This window comes from Dermatophilaceae bacterium Soc4.6 (assembly GCA_039889245.1).
Classification (GTDB): domain Bacteria; phylum Actinomycetota; class Actinomycetes; order Actinomycetales; family Dermatophilaceae; genus Lapillicoccus.
On the sequence record JAZGVH010000002.1, the window covers coordinates 4,325,307 to 4,345,495 of the forward strand.

A 20,189-nucleotide genomic window follows, 5' to 3' on the forward strand; every position below is an offset into this window, starting at 1 on the left:
GGTGAACGGGTCAGGAGGGGAAGCTGCCGCGCTTGACCTGAGGCTTGGGCATCCGCGTGGGACGCAGCTGGAAGGTGCGCATGATGGCGTACATGGCTCCGCCGGACGGCACCTTGTCGGCGCCGTACTTGGTGACGAGGCGGCCCTTGATCCGGCGCCACATGATGACGGCGTCGACGACGGCGGCGGCCAGCAGCCCGTAGACCAGCACGAAGACCGCGAAGCGGGCGGGCGCAGACGGCACCAGCGACAGGAGCAGCACGATGAGCATGACCGGCAGCAGGATCTCGCCGATGCTCCACCGGGCATCGATGTAGTCGCGGATGTAGCGACGCTCCGGTCCCTTGTCGCGGGCCGGCAGACCGGAGTCGTCGCCGGTCACCATGGCCTGACGCTGCTTGGCGTAAGCCGCTCGCCGCTTCTCCTTGTCGACCCCCTTCGCGACCTTGCGGTCGGTCACCACCAGCGGGCGACGGTTGGCCGCCTCCTGGTCCCGCCGCTTGGGCGTGGGGCGGTTCTTCGCGCCGGGGCGCGCGTCCTGGAGCTGTTGCGCCAGCTCTTCCTTGAGGCTCTTCTTGCGACCGAACACCTCCCCAGCGTATGCCGTCCCCCGGGCCTGTCCGTTCCGTCCCCCACCAGCCGGACGACGACGGGGGGCCGATAGTGTCGGGTCACGTGAGTGACGACGTCTCGACGACCCCTGACCACCTGATGCCCGAGCAGATCGCGACCGTGAAGGCGCGGGTGACCGCGCTGATGCCCGCGGTGCGCGGCGACCTCGAGGCGCTGGTGCGCATCCCGAGCGTCTCCCTCGCCTCGTTCGACCAGACCCAGGTCGACCGCAGCGCCGATGCCGTCGCCGAACTGCTGCGGGCCGAGGGGCTCGAGGTCGAGATCGTGCGCGAGGGGGGCGCGCCAGCGGTGATCGGGCACCTCGATGGCCCAGCGGGGTCGCCGACCGTGATGCTCTACGCGCACCACGACGTGCAACCTCCCGGTCACGAGCGCGACTGGGAGACAGCGCCGTTCGAGCCGACCGAGCGCGAGGGGCGGCTCTATGGCCGGGGCGCGGCCGACGACAAGGCCGGGGTGATGGCGCACGTCGCCGCGCTGCGTGCCCACAACGGGTCGCTCCCCGTCGGGGTGACCGTCTTCGTCGAGGGTGAGGAGGAGGTCGGCAGCGACTCGCTGCTCACCATCCTCGAGCGCCACGGCGAGCGGCTGCGCGCCGACGCCATCGTGCTGGCCGACTCGGGCAACTGGGACATCGGCGAGCCGGCCCTCACCACCACGCTGCGCGGCATGATCCGCGTCGTCGTCCGCGTCACCACCCTCGACCACGGGGTGCACTCCGGCATGTTCGGCGGGGCCGTGCCCGACGCGATCACCGCCCTGATCCGGCTGCTCGCGACCCTGCACGACGCGGACGGCAACGTCGCCGTCGAGGGCCTCAAGGCGGGGGAGGCGTCCGACCTCGACTACGACGAGGAGCGTCTGCGTCGCGAGAGCGGCCTGCTCGACGGGGTGGAGACGATCGGCTCGGGGTCGATCCTGACCAGGCTGTGGAACAAGCCGTCGGCCACGACGATCGGTCTCAACGCCCCCAGCGTGGAGACCGCCTCCAACACGCTCGTGCCGACGGCCTCGGCGAAGGTGTCGGTGCGCATCGCCCCCGACGAGGACCCCAGGGACGCCTACCGGCTCGTGCTCGCGCACCTCGAGCGGCACGTGCCCTGGGGGGCCCGGCTCGAGGTCACCCTCGACGACGAGGGACCCGGCTTCGCCGCCGACGCCCAGGGGCCGGTCTACGACCAGGCCCGGGCGGCGTTCGCCGACGCCTGGGGGGTCGCGCCCGTCGACATCGGTGTCGGCGGCTCCATCCCCTTCGTCGCGCACTTCGCCGCGAAGTTCCCCGACGCCGCCATCCTCGTCACCGGCGTCGAGGACCCCGACGCCCGTGCGCACGGCGCCAACGAGTCGCTGCACCTCGGCGAGTTCGAGCGGGTCTGCCAGGCCGAGGCGCTGCTGCTCGCCCGCCTCGGTGCCATGCCGCGCTGACGGGCGCCGAGACTCCGTACCCAGGCTGACGTGGGGGCCGGTAGGTTCGCGACATGAGCAGCACCGCGTCGCCCCGCCAGCACGACATCGTCGTCTACGGAGCCACGGGCTTCGTGGGTCGCCTCCTGGCCGCAGACCTCGCCGAGCACGCCCCCGCGGGGACGCGGATCGCCCTGGCCGGCCGCTCGCGCAAGCGCCTCTCCTCCACCCGGGACGCGCTGCCCGCCGCCGCCCAGGGCTGGCCCCTGATCGTGGCCGACGCCTCGCGCACCGACGAGATGCAGGCACTCGCGGCCAGCGCCCGCGTCGTCGTGACGACGGTCGGCCCCTACGCGCGCTATGGCCTGCCGTTGGCGATGGCCTGCGCCGCGGCGGGCACCGACTACGCGGACCTCACCGGCGAGGTGCTCTACGTGCGCGACCTCGCCGAAGCCTGCCACGAGGCCGCGGCCCTGTCGGGGGCCCGGCTGGTCACCTCCTGCGGCTTCGACTCCGTGCCCAGCGACCTGGCGGCCTGGATGCTGCACCGTCGGGCGCGCATCGACGGCGCCGGTGGGCTCGGCGACACGACGCTGCTCGTGACCCGGATGCGTGGCGGCGTGAGCGGCGGCACGGTCGACTCGATGCGCGCCCAGCTGGAGGCCGTGGCGGCCGACCCGACGCGCCGCTCGGTCGTCCTCGACCCCTTCGGGCTCAGCCCCGACCGGGCCGCCGACCCCTCGAAGCCGGACACCGTGACCCACCGCGACCTGATGGTGCCCTTCCGTGACGAGCGGACGGGCCAGTGGACGGCACCCTTCGTGATGGCGCCCTACAACACCCGCATCGTGCGTCGAAGCGACGCGCTGCTCGGGCACGCCTACGGTTTGCGGTTCCGCTACCGCGAGGCCATGGCCTTCGGCACCGGACCCCGCGCCCGGGCCACGGCCTACGGCCTGACCGCCGGCCTCGGCCTCGGGATGGCGGCGATGTCGAACGGCGTGACCCGTTCCCTCGCCGACCGGCTGCTGCCGGCGCCCGGCGACGGCCCCGACGAGGAGGCCCGCCGCACCGGTCGCTTCCGCACGGAGACCCGCACCACCACCGACACCGGCCGGCGCTACGTCGCCACGGTCGCGGCCCAGGGCGACCCCGGCTACGCCGCGACCGCGGTGATGCTCGGCGAGTCCACGCTGTCGCTCGCCCTCGACCCGCGGGCCTCCGGCGGGGGAGTGCTCACCCCGGCCGTGGCCCTCGGTGGCGCGCTCGTCGACCGCCTGCGCTCGCGCGGCTTCACGATGTCGGTCGACACGGAGTAGCGAGGGTCGGCGCCGCGTCCGCCGCCCCCGGGGTCAGTCCCTGTGGGTGCGTCCCGGCAGCGCGAGCATCTGGTCGAGGGCGACCTTCGCCCAGTGGGCGACGTCGGGGTCGACCTCGATGCGGTTGACGACCCGGCCCGCGACGAGCGACTCGAGGGCCCACACGAGGTGCGGCAGGTCGATGCGGTTCATCGTCGAGCAGTAGCAGACATCCTTCTCCAGGAACGCGATTCGCTGTTCGGGGAACATCTGGCGCAGCCGGTTCACCAGGTTGAGCTCGGTGCCCACGACCCACGAGGTGCCGGCCGGTGCGGCGGCGATGGTCGAGATGATCCGCTCCGTCGAGCCGATCTCGTCGGCGAGCTCGCACACCTCGTAGCGGCACTCGGGGTGCACGATCACCCTCACGTCGGGGATCTCGCGCCGCGCCTGCTCGACGGCCTGGGTGGAGAAGCGGCCGTGCACCGAGCAGTGACCGCGCCACAGGATCATCCGCGCCGCCCGCACTTGCGCGGTGGTGAGACCGCCGTGGGGCTGGTGCGGGTCCCAGACGACGCAGTCGTCGAGCGAGCCGCCGAGGTCGCGCACCCAGGTGTTGCGCCCGAGGTGCTGGTCGGGCAGGAAGAGGACCTTGCCGCCGCCGCCGCTCCCGCCGGTGCGGTCGAAGGCCCAGGCCAGGGCGGTCGCCGCGTTGCTCGAGGTGCAGATCGTGCCACTGTGCCGCCCCGTGAAGGCCTTGATCGCGGCCGAGGAGTTCATGTAGGTCACCGGGGTGACGGCGGCGGCGCCGTCCTCGCCGAGCATGTCGACCAGGTCGTCCCAGGCGTCCTCGACCTGCGCCGTACCGGCCATGTCGGCCATCGAGCAGCCCGCCGCCAGGTCGGGCAGCACCACCTGCTGGCCGGGCCCGGTGAGGATGTCGGCCGACTCGGCCATGAAGTGCACCCCGCAGAAGATGATGTAGGGCGCGTCGGGTCGCGCCGCCGCCTGCTGCGCGAGCTTGAAGCTGTCGCCGGTGACGTCGGCGAACTCGATGACCTCGTCGCGCTGGTAGTGGTGGCCGAGGACGAAGACCGAGCCGCCCAGCGCGGCCTTGGCCGCCCGGGCGCGCTCGACCAGGGCCGGGTCCGACGCCGGTGGCAGGTCACCGGGGCACTCGACGCCGCGCTCCGAGTCGAGGTCGGTGCCCTGCCCGAGGACCAGCAGGGGCAGCAGCGAGGGGCGGGGGTGGGTCGTCTGGGCGCTCACCTCCCGATCGTATGCCGCTCGGATGCTGCCGTCAGGCACCGTGCAGGCGCGCGACCTACGCTTGGCGGATGAGCCTCGACGGGCCGGCCCTGCTGGTGTGCACGTCCGTGCTCGTGCTCGCTGCGCTGATCGGAGCGGCCCTCGTGGCCCCGCGCACCGCACGCACCCTGCGGGGCCTGCTCGCCCGCGTCGGTCTGCAGATCGGGGTGAGTGCCCTGGTGCTGCTGCTGGCCGGCGTGGTGCTGAACGACCAGTACGGCTTCTTCTCCAGCTGGAGGGACCTCCTGGGCAACAGCGGTGGCCAGGACGTGTCCCGGGGCGGCACCACGGCCACCGGGGCCCTCGCCGAGACGGCACCCGGCCCCGGGCTGGCCCCGGTCGCGCCACCCGACCTGACGCGTCCGCCCCTGCCCGAGCCCGGCCAGCGGCGCCAGCACTTCACGGTCCACGGGTCCCGGTCGGGGCTGCACGGCACCGTGCTGGTGCAGCTGCCGGCCGACTACTCCAGCCCGGGTGCCGCCACGCGCACCTACCCGGTCATCGAGGTGTTCCAGGGCTATCCGGGGACCCCGGCGTCGTGGCTCGACACCGCCGGGCTCGCCTCCACCTTCGACGCCATGGCCCAGCAGCACCAGCTGGCCGACGCGATCGTGGTGTCGCCCCAGATCGAGTTCCCCGCCGGGCGCGACACCGAGTGCGTCGACGGGGGCAGGGGCCTGCCGGCCGTGGAGACCTGGGTCGGCCAGGACGTCCCGGACTTCGTGGTCACCCGCCTGCGGGCCCGCTCGTCGCGCACGTCGTGGGCGACGGCAGGCTACTCGTCCGGGGGCTACTGCGCTGCCCTGACGACCATGCTCCACCCCGACGTCTTCGGGTCGTCCATCGTCCTGGCCGGCTACTTCCAGCCCAGCTTCGAGCCCGGCTACGAACCCTTCACCACCCGCAGCCTCGAGGCCGCTCGCGACGACCTCGTCGCCCTGGCCGGGCAGCAGCCACCCCCGGTGGCGATCTGGGACTTCGCCAGCAAGGCCGACGGGCTCTCCTATCCCACGTCGCGCCAGTTCGTGCGTGCGGCCCGCGGGCCCCTCTCGGTGACCTCGGTCGTCGACGTCGACTCCGGGCACCGGGTCGCGGTGTGGGTGTCGGTGCTTCCGCAGGCGCTGCGCTGGCTGGCCGCCACCTCCCGGGGGTTCGCGCCCTCCTGACCGCCGAGGGTGGGACGATGGTGGTGTGCGCGTCCTCCTGGCCCCCGACCGGTTCTCCGGCACCCTGACCGCCGCCGAAGCCGCCGAGGCGATGCGGGTCGGGTGGGCCGCAGGCGCCGCACACGACCACGTGGAGGTGCAGCCGTTGTCCGACGGAGGCAGCGGCCTGCTCGACGTCCTCGGCCCCGCCCTCGGTGGTGAGCTGCTCGCCCTCACCGTGCGTGACCCGCTCGGCACCCCGGTGCCGGCGGCGGTGCTGCTGGTCGAGGGCGGACGGGACGGGGCAGGGGGCGCGAGTGCGCCGGGGCCCACCGCCTACATCGAGGCGGCGCAGGCCGTCGGTCGCCACCTCGTCGGTGACGACCACCGCACTCCCGGCACCCTCAGCTCGGCGGGTGTCGGCGACCTCGTCGACGCCGCCCTGAGGGCGGGGGCCCGGCGCATCGTCGTCGGCATCGCCGACACGGCGACCCACGACGCCGGCGCCGGCCTGCTGGCGGCGCTCGGCGCGGGCGCGCCCGAGCGGCTGGGTCGCGGGGGTCTCGCCCTCGAGCACGTCGCGCCCGCCGACCTGGCCGGGCTCGACGACGTCGTCCGGCGGCTCGCCGGCATCGACCTCGTCGTCGCCAGCCCCCACGAGCTGCCCCTGCTCGGTCTGCAGGGCGCGAGCGCCGTCGAGGCAGAGGGCCGTGGGGCCACCCCCGAGCAGGCGCAGGCGCTCGAGGCGACGTTCGGCCACCTGGCGGCCGTGGTCGGTCGCGTGCGGCCCGCCCGCACCGACCTGCTCAGCGGTCGCGCGCTCCGTCCGGAGAAGGCTCCGGGGGCCGGCGCCGGTGGCGGGCTCGGCTGGGCGCTGCACGTGCTGGGCGCCAGGTTCGCCGACGGCGCGAGCCTCGTGGCCGACGCGGTCGGCCTGAGGGACCGGGTGGCGGCCTGCGACCTCGTCGTGACGGGGGAGGGCAGCTACGGCTGGCGCAGCCTGCGGGGGCGGGTGGTCTCGCAGGTGGCGGGGCTCGCCCTCGAGGCGGGCGTGCCCTGCGTCGTGCTCGCCGGCCAGGTGACGGTCGGCCGTCGTGAGGCGATGGCAGCAGGGCTCTCGGGCACGTACGCGGTGGTCGAGCGACCGCGCGACGTGCCGGCCGCGCTCGCCGACCCGGCCGGGACCCTGTCGGCGCGGTCGGCGCGCGTGGCCACGACGTGGTCGCCGGGCTGAGTCGACACCGGCCGACTCCGGCCGACTCCGGCCGACTCCGGCCGACACCGGCCGACACCGGCTCGGTGGCCAGCCGCGGCGACGTATCCTTGGCGCAGGGCACGGGGGAACACATCCCGGGCCCCAGAGGTTCACTGACTACCCAAAGCCTCCACCAGCCAGACGTAAGGACGATTCGGATGAGCGTTCAGGACCAGCAGGCCACGACCACCGAGACGGAGACCCACAAGGTCCTCGTGACCGATGTGGCGGCCGCGAAGGTCAAGAGCCTGCTCGAGCAGGAGGGCCGCGACGACCTGCGGCTGCGCGTCGGCGTGCAGCCCGGCGGCTGCTCCGGCCTGATCTACCAGCTCTACTTCGACGAGCGCAGCCTCGACGGTGACCTCGTGAAGGACTACGACGGTGTCGAGGTCGTCGTCGACCGGATGAGTGCCCCCTACCTCGAGGGCGCGACGATCGACTTCTCCGACACCATCGAGAAGCAGGGTTTCACCATCGACAACCCCAACGCCGGCAGCTCGTGCGCCTGCGGTGACAGCTTCAGCTGACCCTCGCGGTCAGAGGGACCACCACGCACGATCGGCAGGCCTGCACGGGCCCGGGAGCACGCGCTCCCGGGCCCGTGTCTGTGCCCGGGCCCGGGTCGGGGTAGGTTCGCCGGGTGCAGATCGCCGTGACCGGTTCCATCGCCACCGACCACCTCATGACCTTCAAGGGCCGCTTCGCCGACTCCCTCGTCGTCGAGCAGCTCGACAAGATCTCGGTCTCGTTCCTCGCCGACGACCTCGAGATCCGGCGCGGGGGCGTCGCCGCGAACATCGCGTTCGGGATGGCCAACCTCGGCCTGTCGCCCGTGCTCGTCGGGGCGGTGGGCGCCGACTTCGCCGACTACCGCTCCTGGCTGGAGCGCCATGGCGTCGACTGCCACTCGGTGCACGTCTCCGAGAGCCGGCACACCGCGCGCTTCGTGTGCACCACCGACAACGACATGGCGCAGATCGCGACGTTCTACGCCGGGGCGATGTCGGAGGCCCGGCAGATCGAGCTGGGTCCGATCGCCGACCGGGTGGGGGGCCTCGACCTGGTCCTGGTCGGCGCCAACGACCCCGAGGGCATGCTGCGCCACACCCAGGAGTGCCGCACCCGGGGCATCCCGTTCATCGCCGACCCGTCGCAGCAGCTGGCGTTCGCCGACGGCGAGACGATCCGCCCGCTCGTCGACGGCGCGACCTACCTCTTCACCAACGAGTACGAGTCGAGCCTGACCGAGCAGAAGACCGGCTGGGACGCGGCCGAGATCGAGCGCCGGGTCGGCACCCGGGTCATCACGCGCGGCGCGCAGGGCGTGACCATCCACCGCAGGGGCGAGGAGACCATCCACGTGCCGGTCGCCCGCGAGGTCCGCAAGGCCGACCCCACCGGGGTCGGCGACGCCTTCCGGGCCGGCTTCCTGGTGGGCCTGGCCGGTGACCTGCAGCTCGAGCGCTGTGCCCAGCTCGGCTCGATGCTCGCCACCTACGTCATCGAGACCATCGGCACGCAGGAGTACCACCTCGGTCAGGCCGACTTCCTCACCCGGCTCGAGGCGTCGTACGGTGCCCGGGCCGCGGCCGAGATCGCCCCCGCCGTGTCCTGCCGGCGCCCGTGACCACTGCCTGACCCGACGGCGTCCAGACCTCTGATGCCCGTCGTCCCCGAGCCCTCCGGCTGGTCGTTCGACCTCGACGGTGCACCGCCCGGTGAGGACCTCATCGGCAGGGGAGCCGACCTCGAGCCGGGCACCCTGCTCGCCGCCTACGCGACCGGCGTGTTCCCCATGGGCCTGGGGCGACAGGGCCGTCCGCCGATGGGCTGGTGGTCGCCGGACCCCCGCGGGGTGCTGAGGCTGCCCGACCTGCAGGTGTCCCGCTCGATGCGCCGGTCGGCCCGCGGCTTCGCGGTCACCGTCGACTCCGCCTTCGACGAGGTCGTGGCCGGCTGTGCCGACCCGGGGCGCGAGGGTCGCTGGATCACCCCCGACCTGGCCCGGGCCTACGCGCGGCTGCACGCCCTCGGGTGGGCCCACAGCATCGAGGTGCGTCGCGACGGTGCCCTCGTCGGCGGCCTCTACGGGGTCGCCCTCGGCGGCCTCTTCGCCGGCGAGTCGATGTTCCACCGGGCCACCGACGCGTCCAAGGTCGCGCTGATGGGGCTGGTCGACGTGCTCGGCGCCGACGGCGACCAGAGACGGCTGGTCGACGTGCAGTGGCGGACCGACCACCTCGCGAGCCTCGGCATCACGCAGGTGTCCCGGTCGCGCTACCGCGAGCTGCTCGCCGAGGCGCTCCGGGCGCCGCTGCCGGCGCCGTGGCGCTGACGCGCACGAGGTAGGCGGTGGCTGGCCCGTCCGGCCTGGTGTCGGGCCTGGTGTCGGGTGACACCGGTGGCCCGGCCCAGAGCGAGGTCGCGAGCAGGTCGTGACCCCGCATCCGGCAGAAGGCGGGCACGTCACTGAGCGCCGCCTGGTCGTCCGCCAGCAGCCGCACCAGCGCCCCCGGCCCGAGCTCGAGGGCCAGTCGTCCGAGCCGGATGACCGGCAGGGGGCAGCGCTCGCCGCGGGCATCGAGCTGCACGACGCCGTCGGGGTCGGTGGTGCTCACAGCCCGGCCGCGCCGAGCCGGCCGCGCACGTCGGCGACCACTCCGGGCAGCTCGCGACACAGCCTGTCCACCGCCGCCTCGCGCTCGCCGTGCCCACCCGGCAGGGTGCTCGCGAGGGGGAGGGTGACGCGGACGTTGCCGTGGGTGAGCACGCCCATCGCGCGCAGCACGTGGCTCGGCTCGAGGGTGCTCGCGGTGCAGGCCGACCCGGAGGCCACGGCGATGCCGCGTCGGTCGAGCTCGTCGACGAGGGCCTCGCCGTCGACGAAGAGGGCGGAGAACGTCGTGATGTGCGGGAGCCGGTCGACCGGGTCGCCCACCACCTCGGTGTCGGGCACCGCCGCGGCGGCGCTGCGGATCCGGTCGACGAGCACGCGGGCCGTCGGCTCCTCGTCGAGGTCGACTGCGGACTGCCGCCAGGCCTCGGCCGCCGCGAGCACCAGCGGGATGAACGGCTCGACGTCGGTGCGGCCGTGCTCCAGCTCGCTCGGCGCTCCAGGTCGGCGCCACCTGGTGCGCTCGGGCACGACGAGCACCCCCACGCCCGCGGGACCGCCCCAGGAGCGGGCGTCTCCCACCAGCACGTCGTAGGCGCTGGGTGCCGCCTCACGACCCAGCGCCGCGGTGGCGTCCACGAGCAGCGGTATGCCGTGTGCCCGCGCCGCCTCGCGCGCCGCCGCCAGCGGCTGGCGGGCACCGACCTCCTGGTTGGCCACCTGCAGCGCCGCCACCGTGGTGCCGGGCTCGCTCAGGGCCCGACCCCAGGCTGGGAGGTCGACGCAGCCGCGGGCGTCGACCGGCACCTCGGCCAGGAGTCCGGGGTCCTGCGCGGCGGCCGCGAGGGCCCGCGCGGGCACCAGGAGGGCCGAGTGCTCGACGGCCGAGGCGACCACCCGGGCGCCTCGTCGTCGACCCGCGTGCAGGAGGCCGGCGAGGCCCGTCGTCAGCGCTGCGGCTCCACCGGGGAGGAAGCTGAGCTCGGGGGGACGCACCCCTAGCTGCGCGGCCACCGACTCGCGGGCGGTGTCGAGCAGACGCCGGGCCGCGCGTCCCTCGCGGTGCAGCCTGCGCGGGTCGGCCCAGCCCGAGTCGAGGGCGGCCATCAGCGTCTCGAGGGCGGCCGGGTGCATCGGCCCGGGGGTGGCGTCGAGCAGCGCCCGAGCGCGGTGGTCCGGGGTCACGGGCGACCCGACCGGGCCAGCCGGATCGCGTCCCGGCAGAAGGGAATCGGCACCTGAGCACGGTAACCCCACCCTGCCGTGTCACGAAGCCCGTCGGGCGGTAGTCTGGTGCGTGACAGAGGTCGTGACAGTCGGAAGGTGCACACCGGTGCGGAAGCACGACGAACGAACTTCTCGCCGTAGGCGCGGAGCCACCCTTGCGGGCCTGGCCATCGCCTGCGCGCTGTTCCTGAGCGGGTGCGCCGGCAACGGCACCTTCACCAGCGGTTACCTGCCCCAGGGGCAGAACGGCGGCGAGGTCACCGCCAACACAGCCCGGGTCACCACCTTGTGGAACTACACCTGGATCGCCGCCCTCGCGGTCGGTGCCCTCGTGTGGGGTCTGACGGTCTACGTGATGGTGCGCTACCGCCGCCGCAAGGAGGACACCGGCCTGCCGCCGCAGCTGCGCTACAACGTGCCGATCGAGATGCTCTACACGGTCGTCCCCGTCTTCATGGTCGCGGTGCTCTTCTACTACACCGCCCGCGACGAGTCGGCGTTGATCGACGTCTCGAAGCGTCCCGACGTCACCGTCAACGTCGTGGCCAAGCAGTGGAGCTGGGACTTCAACTACGTCACCGCCAACACCTACGAGTCGGGCGTGCAGACCCAGCTCAACAACAAGACGGGTGTCCCTGAGAACGCCATGCCCGTGCTGTTCCTCCCGGAGGGCAAGCGGGTGGAGTTCGTGCTCAACGCGCGTGACGTCATCCACGACTTCTGGGTGCCGGCGTTCCTGCAGAAGATGGACATGCTCCCCGGCAAGACCAACCGGTTCCAGATCGTGCCCACCCAGCAGGGCACCTTCCAGGGCAAGTGCGCCGAGCTCTGCGGCGCCTACCACTCGCAGATGCTCTTCGTGGTCAAGGTCGTGTCCCCTGCGGAGTACGACACCCAGATGCAGAAGCTGCGCGACGCCGGGCAGAGCGGTCAGCTGCCCAACACCCTCAACCGCGAGCCGGTCCTGCCGAAGGACCAGCAGCTCGTGCCCAGCCCCAACGGGAGCAACTGATGGCGACGACCACGATCCCCACGCTCGAGTACTCCACCGGTGAGCGGGTCGCGGCCCGCCCGCGACTGCTGCCGGGTCAGACGGTCGTCAAGTGGATCACGACGACCGACCACAAGATCATCGGCAACCTCTACTTCATCGCGTCGTTCATCTGGTTCCTCATCGGCGGTGTGCTCGCGCTGCTCATCCGCACCGAGCTCGCAGCCCCCGGCCTGCAGGTCGTCGACAACCCCGAGCAGTACAACCAGCTGTTCACGATGCACGGCACGATCATGCTGCTGCTCTTCGCGACGCCTCTCTTCGCCGGGTTCGCCAACGCGTTCATGCCGCTGCAGATCGGTGCGCCCGACGTCGCGTTCCCGCGGCTGAACATGTTCGCCTTCTGGCTGTATGCGTTCGGTGGCCTCATCGCCGGCGCCGGCTTCCTCACCCCGCAGGGGGCGGCATCCTTCGGCTGGTTCGCCTACGCGCCGCTCTCGGACAACACCTACAGCCCCGGTGTCGGTGGCGACCTGTGGGTCTTCGGCCTGGCCCTCGGTGGCTTCGGCACGATCCTCGGCGCGGTCAACTTCATCACGACCATCATCTGCATGCGGGCCCCCGGGATGACGATGTTCCGGATGCCGATCTTCACCTGGACGGTCCTCGTGACCTCGATCCTCGTGCTGATCGCCTTCCCCGTGCTGGCCGCCGCGCTCTTCGGCCTCGGTGCCGACCGACGCTTCGGAGCCCACATCTTCGACGCCGAGTCCGGGGGAGCGATGCTGTGGCAGCACCTCTTCTGGTTCTTCGGCCACCCAGAGGTCTACATCATCGCGCTGCCGTTCTTCGGCATCATCTCCGAGGTCCTGCCCGTCTTCTCGCGTAAGCCGATCTTCGGCTACAAGACGCTGGTCTTCGCGACCATCGCCATCGCCGCCCTCTCGATCTCGGTCTGGGCCCACCACATGTATGCGACGGGGCAGGTGCTGCTGCCCTTCTTCGCGATCATGACGATGTTGATCGCGGTGCCTACCGGCGTGAAGTTCTTCAACTGGATCGGCACCATGTGGGGCGGGTCCCTGACCTTCGAGACCCCGATGATCTGGGCGATCGGCTTCATCGTCACCTTCCTCTTCGGCGGCCTGACCGGTGTCATCCTCTCGAGCCCGGCCCTTGACTTCCACCTGTCCGACACCTACTTCGTGGTCGCGCACTTCCACTACACCGTGTTCGGCACCGTCGTCTTCGCGATGTTCTCGGGCTTCTACTTCTGGTGGCCCAAGCTCACCGGGCGGATGCTCGACGAGAAGCTCGGCAAGCTCCACTTCTGGATGCTGTTCGTCGGCTTCCACACCACCTTCCTGATTCAGCACCTGCTGGGGATCCAGGGCATGACCCGTCGGTATGCCGACTACATGCCGGCCGAGGGCTTCCAGACGGCGAACATCATCTCCACCGTCGGTGCCTTCCTCCTTGGCGCGTCCACGCTCCCGTTCCTCTACAACGTCTGGAAGACGTGGCGCTACGCGCCCCTCGTCGAGACCGACGACCCGTGGGGCTACGGCGGCTCGCTCGAGTGGGCGACGTCCTGCCCGCCGCCGCGGCACAACTTCGACTCGATCCCGCGGATCCGCTCGGAGCGTCCCGCCTTCGACCTGCACCACCCGGACGCCGCGCCCCCGGACGGTCCGGCGCCCGACGCGGGAACCCTGGTCGGGGTGATGGGGTCGGCTGACCTCGGCGAGGAGCGGGTAAACCGATGAAGGTCGAATACAAGCTCTTCCTCTACCTCGGCATCTTCTTCGCCCCCCTCGGTCCGATCTACTACCTGTGGGAGAAGTCCTACGGCGGTGACGACCTGGTCGGGTTCATCGCGCTGATGCTCACCGCGCTGCTGGCGCTGCTCGTGGCCTTCTACCTGCGGGTGACGGCGCGCCAGTTCACCGACCGTCCGGAAGACAACCCCAGGGCCCTGATCTCGGAGCAGGAGGGTGACTACGGGTTCTTCACCCCGTACTCGTGGTGGCCGCTGTGGCTGGGGGCCTCGGCAGCCATCGTCTTCGCCGGTCTCGCCATCGGGTGGTGGCTGTTCATCATCGGCGTCTCCTTCGGTGTCGTGGCCATCTGCGGGTGGACCTTCGAGCACTTCAAGGGTGAGTACGCCAACTGATCCGACCTCGACCTCGTCGAACCCGAGACGCCCGCCCCTGGTCACCAGGCGGCGGGCGTCCGGGTTCTGCGTCGGGTCCTCCAGGGACGCTCGGTCAGCTCCGTCTGCGAGGACACAGGCTCAGCCCCAGCCGAGCTCGTGCAGACGCTCGTCGTCGACGCCGAAGTGGTGGGCCACCTCGTGCACCACGGTCACGGCGATCTCGTCGAGCAGCTCCTCCCGGTCTCGGCAGAGGCGTTGCAGCGGGCCCTGGTAGATGGTGATGCGATCAGGCAGCGAGCCGGCGTCCCACCAGCCGTCGCGCTCGGTGAGGGGAACGCCTTCATACAGACCGAGCAGGTCGGGCTCCTCGTGCGGGGGCTCGCCCTGCACGATGACGGCGACGTTGGTCATGAAGGCGGCCAGCTCGTCGGGGATCAGGCGCAGGGCATCGGAGACGGCCGCCTCGAAGTCGTCGTCGCTCATCGTCAGACCACTGGGCTCCGTCACCGGCCCAGCGTGCCACGCCCGTCGGCCCCCATGGCATCGCCCGCGGTGCGGAGCCGCCTACGCTCAAGGGGTGACGCTCCACGACACTGCCGCCCCTCCTGCCCCGCGACCCGCCGACGACCTGCCGGACCTCGATGCCGAGGTGGAGGCCGTCGACCCTGCGCTCCCCGACGACGAGCTGGCCGCCATCCTGGTGACGCGCGCAGGCGGGCTCGCCGCCCGGCTGCGGGACGAGGGCCTGCAGGCGGAGCAAAAGACCTCCGTCTCTGACCTCGTGACGGCCGCCGATCGCGCGGCCGAGGCCTTCGTGACCCGGGCCCTGGAGCGCGCCAGGCCCGACGACGGCATCGTGGGGGAGGAGGGCGCGCGGCGGCAGAGCCGCTCCGGGCGCACCTGGTTCATCGACCCGGTCGACGGCACCTACAACTTCTTCACGGGCTCCGACTACTGGTGCAGCGCCCTCGCCCTGTGCGCCGGGCAGGAGGTGGTCCTGGGAGCTGTGCACCAGCCGGTGCCCGGCCATACCTGGGTGGGCGGCCCTGCTCGTCCCACCACCCTCGACGGGGCACCGGTCGGGCCCCTTCCGGACGTCGACGCCGAAGACTGTGGCCTGGCGACGTACCTGCACCCGACCACCATGAGCCAGCCCGACATCCTCGAGCCGTGGATGGCTGCGGCCCGCTCGGTCGCCACCATCAGGATGCTGGGCTCCTCCTCCTGCGACCTGGCCACGTTGTCGACCGGGCAGATCGGGCTCTGGGCCCAGCACTCGGTCCTTCCCTGGGACTGGCACCCGGGTCAGGCTCTCGTGCTCGGCGCCGGTGGCGTCACGCGCGAGATCGCCCACCGGGGGCTGGTCTGGCACGTCGCCGGCAGCCCCCGGGCGGTCGCGCAGATCGTGACAGCCCTGCAGTCCACCTGACCGGGGAGGAGCCACAGACACGCCGGGCACCCGACCTCGACGCCGCTGGGGCGGTCACTCCATCCTTCGGAGTGACCGCCCCAGCGGCGAATTTGGGCTCAGGCGTCGATCAGAGGTTCTCCTCGCGCTGACGCTTGACCGACTCGTACTCCGAGGCCGGCAGAGCGGTGGACTCCTTCTCGGGAGCCGCCGGCAGGGCCTCGTGGTCACCGTGGTGAGCCGCCGCAGCCAGCTCGGTCGGGGTGACCGGGTTGACGACGTCCGTGTAGTAGAAGTGAGCCAGCTTGGCCCGCAGCCTGTCCTTGCGCGCCGCCGGGCTGGCGACGCCGTTGGCGTCGACGCTCGACTCCAGCACGTAGGGCTCGAGCGCCTCGTGCTGCACGTAGACGTAGCGCTCGAAGGCATCCAGCTCCTCGTGCTTCTCGAAGAACTTGCCCTCGGGGGTGCGGATGATGGTGCCGCTCTCCCGACCGTGCAGGACCGTCTCGCGGTCGTGGCGCTGCAGGCTCAGGCAGATCCGCTTGGTCACCCAGAAGGCCAGCGGGGGCACCACGAGCAGGGCGACCCGGAAGGTCTGGGTCAGGTCGTTGATCGACATGTGCAGCTTGATGGCCATGAGGTCGTTGCCGCTGGCGAAGAAGAGGATGAGGTAGAACGAGATCGCCATGACGCCGAGGCCGGTGCGGGTCGGTGCGTTGCGGGGGCGGTCGAGCAGGTGGTGCTCGCGCTTGTCACCCGTGACCCACGACTCGATGAAGGGGTACGCCCCGGCGATGCCGTAGAGCACGGGGATGAGCAGGATGGCGCCCACGAAGACGTTCATGGTCCAGGTGCGGTCGAAGGCCACGAACTCGAACCAGCCCGGGACGAGGCGCAGGGCGCCGTCGGCGAAGCCCATGTACCAGTCGGGCTGAGCCCCAGCGGTGACCGGGGACGGGTCGTAGGGGCCGTAGGCCCAGATCGGGTTGATCGTCACGAGCGCCGAGATGAGGGCGATGACGCCGAAGACCATGAAGAAGAAGCCACCAGCCTTGGCCATGTAGACCGGCATCAGGGGGTAGCCGACGACGTTGTTCTCGGTGCGACCCGGGCCGGGGTACTGGGTGTGCTTGTGGATCAGCACCAGCAGGATGTGGGCGGTGAAGAGACCCACGAGGATCGCCGGGATGAGCAGGATGTGGACCGAGTAGAGGCGCGGGATGATCGCCTCGCCCGGGAAGGGACCGTCGAACACCATCCATGCGACGTAGCTGCCGACGATCGGGATCGACTGCATGAAGCCCTCGGCGGCGCGAAGGCCGGTGCCGGACAGGAGGTCGTCGGGCAGCGAGTAGCCGGCGAAGCCCTCGACGATGGACATCATCGACAGGATCGTGCCGATGACCCAGTTGATCTCACGGGGCTTGCGGAAGGCGCCGGTGAAGAAGACCCGGAACATGTGGACGGTCACCGAGACGATGAACATCAGCGCGGCCCAGTGGTGGATCTGCCGGATCAGCAGGCCACCGCGGATGTCGAACGAGATGTCGAGCGAGGACCGGTAGGCGTCCGAGACCATGACGCCCTGGAGCGGGAGGTACGAGCCGTCATAGGGGACCAGGGTGGCGCTCGGGATGTACCAGAAGGTGAGGAAGGTGCCCGAGAGCAGGCAGATGATCATGGAGTACATGGCGATCTCGCCGAGCATGAAGGTCCAGTGGTCCGGGAAGACCTTCTTCAGCAGGAACGCGCCGAGCTTGGCGGCGCCAGTGCGGTCGTCGACCCAGCCGGCGACGCCGCCGGCCTTGCGGGCACCGTCGCTCATCACTCCGCTGGCGGGGACAGGATCGCCCTCACGCAGCGAGGAGGCGGAGGTGCGGTCAGCTGTGGTGGTCATCAGCGCTCCCAGAAGCTCGGGCCGACGGGCTCTTTGAACCCTTCGGGGGCGACGAGGTATCCCGCGTCGTCAACCTGGATCTTCAGCTGCGGAAGCGGACGCTTCGCCGGACCGAAGATGACGTTCATGTCGTTGGTCGCATCGAAGGTCGACTGGTGGCACGGGCAGAGCAGGTGGTGAGTCTGCTGCTCGTAGAGACCGACCGGGCATCCGACGTGGGTGCAGATCTTGGAGTAGGCGATGATGCCCTGATATCCCCAAGCCTGTGACTTCTCACCGGCTGCCCCTGGCATGAACTGCGAGGGGTCGAGCCGCATGAGCAGGACAGCCGCCTTGCCCTTGTCCTCGAGCACGTGCTCGGAGTCCTTGAGGGTCTCGGGCATGACGTGGAAGACCGAGCCGATGGTGACGTCGCTCGCCTTGATGGGAGTGCCCTCCGGGTCACGCATGAGCCGGATGGGCTCGCCCCCCGTAGGGATGTCCCACAGCGTCGAGCGCAGGCCCTCGAGGGCCTTCGTCGGGTTGCCGAGCGAGCCGGCGACCTGGAGGACGAACGGGAGGGCGAACAGCCCCAGCGCGCCGCCGAGCGAGGCCTTGATCAGCGGACGACGTCCGAGCTGGGCCTTCTCACCACCCTCGAGGATGATGCCCACGGCCTTCTGGCGCGTCGCGTCGTCGGACACCTGCGCGTGGCGCTCCTCGACGACCTCGTCGTCGGGCATCAGCGTCTTGGCCCAGTGGACCGCGCCGACGCCGATGCCGAAGAGCGAGATCGCCATGGTCACGCCGAGAGCGATGTTGAGCGCGTTGCCCTGACCGATCCCGGGGATGAAGACCGAGGCGCGGTTGTCGATGGCGAAGTAGGCCACGACGAAGGCCAGCGTCGCCAGCATGGAGATCCCGAAGAGCGTGGCGACCTGGCGCTCGGCCCGGTCAGCGGCCTTGGGGTCCTCGTCGGCCATGCGGTGCACGTGGGGAGGCAGGCCCGGGTCGTCGAAGCGCTCGGGGAGGCCGCCGGTCCCGAGGTGGTGTCCGTCGTCGAGGCGCACCATCTCGGTGCCTGTCGTGCTGGTGATCTCTTTGTCGCTCATGCCGTTGTCGATCCTGTCGAGTGGATACCAACAAGTGTGCCAAAGGCCGACGCGGAGCGCATGGGTGCTCCTGCGGCCGGTGAGGTGAGGGCGCTCATGCCGCCTTCTGGCCGAGCCACACCGCACAGGCGAGCATCAGACCGAGACCGAAGACCCAGATGAACAGGCCCTCGGAGACCGGGCCGAGGTTGCCGAGGGTCAGCCCGCCGACGTTCTGCTCGTTCTGCGTCGTGTTGAGGTAGGCGATGATCGCGTTCTTGCTCTCGGGGCTGATGTTCGCGTCATTGAAGACGGGCATCGACTGCGGCCCGCTGACCATGGCCTCGTAGACGTACCTGCCCTCGACGTTGGTCAGGGAGGGTGCGTACTTGCCGCGGGTCAGCGCGCCGCCCGAGCCGGCGTAGTTGTGGCACATGGCGCAGTTGACGCGGAACAGCTCGCCGCCCTTGGCGACGTCGGCACCGTTGCCGCTCGTGTACTGCGTGCCGGGGACGGCGGGGCCGGGGCCCAGCGAGGCCACCCAGGCCGCCATGTCCGAGATCTGCTGCTGGGTGTACTTGACGTCGTCGTTGCGTTGCGCCTGCACGCCCGGGGCGGCGAGCGGCATCCGGCCCGTGCCGACCTGGAAGTCGACCGAGGCGGCGCCGACACCCACGAGGGTCGGTCCCGCGGCTGAGCCCTGGGCGTTCATGCCGTGGCAGGTCGCACAGTTCGCGAGGAAGAGCGACTTGCCCGCGGCCATGTTGCCGGCGGCGGCGACGGACGCCTCGGCCGGCTTGGGGGCGAGGAGCGAGTATGCCGCCCCGACGGCCAGGAGACCGAGGAGCAGGAGGATCGCGATCGCGGCGGGGTGACGGCGGCGTGCGGCCATGGCGTTCAACGGGCTGTCCTCACGTGAGGGGTGGTCGAGGGTTCGGTCGAGACGGACACGGTGGCAGACGGCACGGTGGCGCGACTCACTTGAGGAGGTAGATCGTCGCGAAGAGGGCCACCCACACCACGTCCACGAAGTGCCAGTAGTAAGACGTCACGACGGCCCCGAGGGCCTGCGTGTGGCTGTAGCGCTTCGTGGTGAAGGTGCGGGCGATGATCAGCAGGAAGGCGATGAGCCCACCGGTGACGTGGATGCCGTGGAACCCGGTCGTCATGTAGAACACCGAGCCGTAGCGGTCGGAGGCGAGCGTGACGCCCTCGCTGGTGAGCTCGGCGTACTCGAAGACCTGACCGGAGACGAAGATGGCTCCGAAGACGTAGGTGACGACGTACCACTCACGCATGCCCCACGAGGGGCGGTTGCTGCCGCCGCGGCGCAGACCGTCGATGAATCCGGTCTGCCACAGCTTGCCGGTGCGTGCGGCCTGGCCGGCCTCGGCCTTCCAGACGCCGAGCTGGCACCAGAGCGACGAGATCACGAGGACGGCGCAGTTGGCCGACGCGAAGGGCACGTTCAGTTTCTCGGTCTGCTGCGCCCAGAGCTCGGGGGAGAGGGAGCGGATCTGGAAGTACATCGCGAAGAGACCAGCGAAGAACATGAGCTCGCTGGAGAGCCACACGATCGTGCCCACCGCGACCATGTCCGGCCTCGTGACCGCGCCCTGACCACCGGGGGCGGAGTGGGTTGAAGTTGCTGCCGTTGCTGTCGCCACAATGACGAGTATGCCCGGTCGACCGGCCGTTCGATACGCGGCCCCCCGGCGAGGCGCGCCACATCATCGGCAGCGAGCGGAGGGCCGGTCGGGACCGGCGGGTCGCGACGTGTGGAG

The 20,189-nt window shown here is 71.2% G+C and carries 20 protein-coding genes; 11 read left to right on the forward strand and 9 right to left on the reverse strand.

What is annotated here, in order from left to right:
- Positions 1-10: 10 nt before the first annotated feature.
- Positions 11-589, reverse strand: coding sequence for a DUF3043 domain-containing protein (locus tag V3N99_20235; GenBank protein MEO3939056.1), 579 nt, complete (start codon positions 587-589; stop codon positions 11-13).
- A 122-nt stretch (positions 590-711) separates the two neighbouring features.
- Between V3N99_20235 and V3N99_20240 the strand changes: the two genes are divergently transcribed.
- Together V3N99_20240 and V3N99_20245 are read left to right on the forward strand one after the other, a co-directional pair.
- A complete protein-coding gene (locus V3N99_20240; protein ID MEO3939057.1) occupies positions 712-2,058 on the forward strand; it encodes a dipeptidase in 1,347 nt (448 codons plus the stop codon).
- Positions 2,059-2,111: 53 nt separating this feature from the next.
- Positions 2,112-3,356: a saccharopine dehydrogenase NADP-binding domain-containing protein gene (locus V3N99_20245; protein ID MEO3939058.1), complete on the forward strand. Its 1,245-nt coding sequence runs from the start codon at positions 2,112-2,114 to the stop codon at positions 3,354-3,356.
- A 33-nt stretch (positions 3,357-3,389) separates the two neighbouring features.
- On the opposite strand, the gene nadA is transcribed toward V3N99_20245, so the two are convergent.
- Positions 3,390-4,604, reverse strand: coding sequence for a quinolinate synthase NadA (nadA, locus tag V3N99_20250; GenBank protein ID MEO3939059.1), 1,215 nt, complete (start codon positions 4,602-4,604; stop codon positions 3,390-3,392).
- 68 nt (positions 4,605-4,672) lie between these two features.
- Here nadA and V3N99_20255 point away from each other — a divergent pair, with 68 nt between their 5' ends.
- From V3N99_20255 to aat, 5 genes are all read left to right on the forward strand, one after another.
- Positions 4,673-5,809, forward strand: coding sequence for an alpha/beta hydrolase-fold protein (locus V3N99_20255; GenBank protein MEO3939060.1), 1,137 nt, complete (start codon positions 4,673-4,675; stop codon positions 5,807-5,809).
- A gap of 25 nt (positions 5,810-5,834) precedes the next feature.
- Positions 5,835-7,022 carry a glycerate kinase gene (locus tag V3N99_20260; GenBank protein MEO3939061.1) on the forward strand — a complete coding sequence of 396 codons (1,188 nt, stop codon included), beginning with the start codon at positions 5,835-5,837 and terminating at the stop codon, positions 7,020-7,022.
- A gap of 179 nt (positions 7,023-7,201) precedes the next feature.
- Positions 7,202-7,570, forward strand: a complete 369-nt coding sequence (gene erpA, locus V3N99_20265; GenBank protein ID MEO3939062.1) for an iron-sulfur cluster insertion protein ErpA — start codon at positions 7,202-7,204, stop codon at positions 7,568-7,570.
- A 113-nt stretch (positions 7,571-7,683) separates the two neighbouring features.
- Complete coding sequence (locus V3N99_20270; protein MEO3939063.1) at positions 7,684-8,670, forward strand: carbohydrate kinase family protein; 987 nt, start codon at positions 7,684-7,686, stop codon at positions 8,668-8,670.
- A 33-nt stretch (positions 8,671-8,703) separates the two neighbouring features.
- A complete protein-coding gene (gene aat, locus V3N99_20275) occupies positions 8,704-9,378 on the forward strand; it encodes a leucyl/phenylalanyl-tRNA--protein transferase (GenBank protein ID MEO3939064.1) in 675 nt (224 codons plus the stop codon).
- Here the strand turns inward: aat and V3N99_20280 are convergent.
- Both V3N99_20280 and V3N99_20285 read right to left on the reverse strand, forming a co-directional pair.
- Entirely contained in the window at positions 9,299-9,661 is a 363-nt protein-coding gene (locus tag V3N99_20280; GenBank protein MEO3939065.1) for a sulfurtransferase TusA family protein, read from the reverse strand. The genes aat and V3N99_20280 overlap by 80 nt on opposite strands.
- Positions 9,658-10,842, reverse strand: coding sequence for an aminotransferase class V-fold PLP-dependent enzyme (locus V3N99_20285; protein ID MEO3939066.1), 1,185 nt, complete (start codon positions 10,840-10,842; stop codon positions 9,658-9,660). Before V3N99_20285 ends, V3N99_20280 begins: the two co-directional genes overlap by 4 nt.
- 148 nt (positions 10,843-10,990) lie before the next feature.
- Between V3N99_20285 and coxB the strand changes: the two genes are divergently transcribed.
- From coxB to V3N99_20300, 3 genes are read left to right on the forward strand one after another with little or no spacing between them, the layout of a single operon-like run.
- The gene (gene coxB, locus V3N99_20290; GenBank protein MEO3939067.1) at positions 10,991-11,896 is read left to right on the forward strand and encodes a cytochrome c oxidase subunit II; all 906 of its coding nucleotides are present in this window, start codon (positions 10,991-10,993) and stop codon (positions 11,894-11,896) included.
- Complete coding sequence (ctaD, locus tag V3N99_20295) at positions 11,896-13,641, forward strand: cytochrome c oxidase subunit I (GenBank protein ID MEO3939068.1); 1,746 nt, start codon at positions 11,896-11,898, stop codon at positions 13,639-13,641. The genes coxB and ctaD overlap by 1 nt, the downstream gene beginning before the upstream one ends.
- Entirely contained in the window at positions 13,638-14,048 is a 411-nt protein-coding gene (locus tag V3N99_20300; GenBank protein ID MEO3939069.1) for a cytochrome c oxidase subunit 4, read from the forward strand. Before ctaD ends, V3N99_20300 begins: the two co-directional genes overlap by 4 nt.
- Positions 14,049-14,168: 120 nt before the next feature.
- Here V3N99_20300 and V3N99_20305 read toward each other — a convergent pair whose 3' ends face one another.
- Positions 14,169-14,513, reverse strand: coding sequence for a metallopeptidase family protein (locus V3N99_20305; GenBank protein MEO3939070.1), 345 nt, complete (start codon positions 14,511-14,513; stop codon positions 14,169-14,171).
- 94 nt (positions 14,514-14,607) lie between these two features.
- Between V3N99_20305 and V3N99_20310 the strand changes: the two genes are divergently transcribed.
- Entirely contained in the window at positions 14,608-15,459 is an 852-nt protein-coding gene (locus V3N99_20310; GenBank protein MEO3939071.1) for an inositol monophosphatase, read from the forward strand.
- Between the two features lie 109 nt (positions 15,460-15,568).
- Here the strand turns inward: V3N99_20310 and V3N99_20315 are convergent, their stop codons facing one another.
- From V3N99_20315 to V3N99_20330, 4 genes are all read right to left on the reverse strand, one after another.
- Positions 15,569-17,335 carry a ubiquinol-cytochrome c reductase cytochrome b subunit gene (locus V3N99_20315; GenBank protein ID MEO3939072.1) on the reverse strand — a complete coding sequence of 589 codons (1,767 nt, stop codon included), beginning with the start codon at positions 17,333-17,335 and terminating at the stop codon, positions 15,569-15,571.
- Positions 17,335-18,426, reverse strand: a complete 1,092-nt coding sequence (locus V3N99_20320) for a Rieske 2Fe-2S domain-containing protein (GenBank protein MEO3939073.1) — start codon at positions 18,424-18,426, stop codon at positions 17,335-17,337. The genes V3N99_20315 and V3N99_20320 overlap by 1 nt, the downstream gene beginning before the upstream one ends.
- A 94-nt stretch (positions 18,427-18,520) precedes the next feature.
- The gene (locus tag V3N99_20325; GenBank protein MEO3939074.1) at positions 18,521-19,306 is read right to left on the reverse strand and encodes a cytochrome c; all 786 of its coding nucleotides are present in this window, start codon (positions 19,304-19,306) and stop codon (positions 18,521-18,523) included.
- Between the two features lie 76 nt (positions 19,307-19,382).
- The gene (locus tag V3N99_20330; protein ID MEO3939075.1) at positions 19,383-20,000 is read right to left on the reverse strand and encodes a heme-copper oxidase subunit III; all 618 of its coding nucleotides are present in this window, start codon (positions 19,998-20,000) and stop codon (positions 19,383-19,385) included.
- Positions 20,001-20,189: the final 189 nt, after the last annotated feature.

Excerpts from the sequence above, each read along its gene's own strand:
- V3N99_20315 (MEO3939072.1), bottom strand. The coding sequence starts at position 17,335 with ATGACCACCACAGCTGACCGCACCTCCGCCTCCTCGCTGCGTGAGGGC.
- ctaD (MEO3939068.1), top strand. The coding sequence starts at position 11,896 with ATGGCGACGACCACGATCCCCACGCTCGAGTACTCCACCGGTGAGCGG.
- aat (MEO3939064.1), top strand. The coding sequence starts at position 8,704 with ATGCCCGTCGTCCCCGAGCCCTCCGGCTGGTCGTTCGACCTCGACGGT.
- erpA (MEO3939062.1), top strand. The coding sequence starts at position 7,202 with ATGAGCGTTCAGGACCAGCAGGCCACGACCACCGAGACGGAGACCCAC.
- V3N99_20240 (MEO3939057.1), top strand. The coding sequence starts at position 712 with ATGCCCGAGCAGATCGCGACCGTGAAGGCGCGGGTGACCGCGCTGATG.
- V3N99_20300 (MEO3939069.1), top strand. The coding sequence starts at position 13,638 with ATGAAGGTCGAATACAAGCTCTTCCTCTACCTCGGCATCTTCTTCGCC.
- V3N99_20320 (MEO3939073.1), bottom strand. The coding sequence starts at position 18,426 with ATGAGCGACAAAGAGATCACCAGCACGACAGGCACCGAGATGGTGCGC.
- V3N99_20330 (MEO3939075.1), bottom strand. The coding sequence starts at position 20,000 with ATGGTCGCGGTGGGCACGATCGTGTGGCTCTCCAGCGAGCTCATGTTC.
- V3N99_20255 (MEO3939060.1), top strand. The coding sequence starts at position 4,673 with ATGAGCCTCGACGGGCCGGCCCTGCTGGTGTGCACGTCCGTGCTCGTG.
- V3N99_20245 (MEO3939058.1), top strand. The coding sequence starts at position 2,112 with ATGAGCAGCACCGCGTCGCCCCGCCAGCACGACATCGTCGTCTACGGA.
- V3N99_20305 (MEO3939070.1), bottom strand. The coding sequence starts at position 14,513 with ATGAGCGACGACGACTTCGAGGCGGCCGTCTCCGATGCCCTGCGCCTG.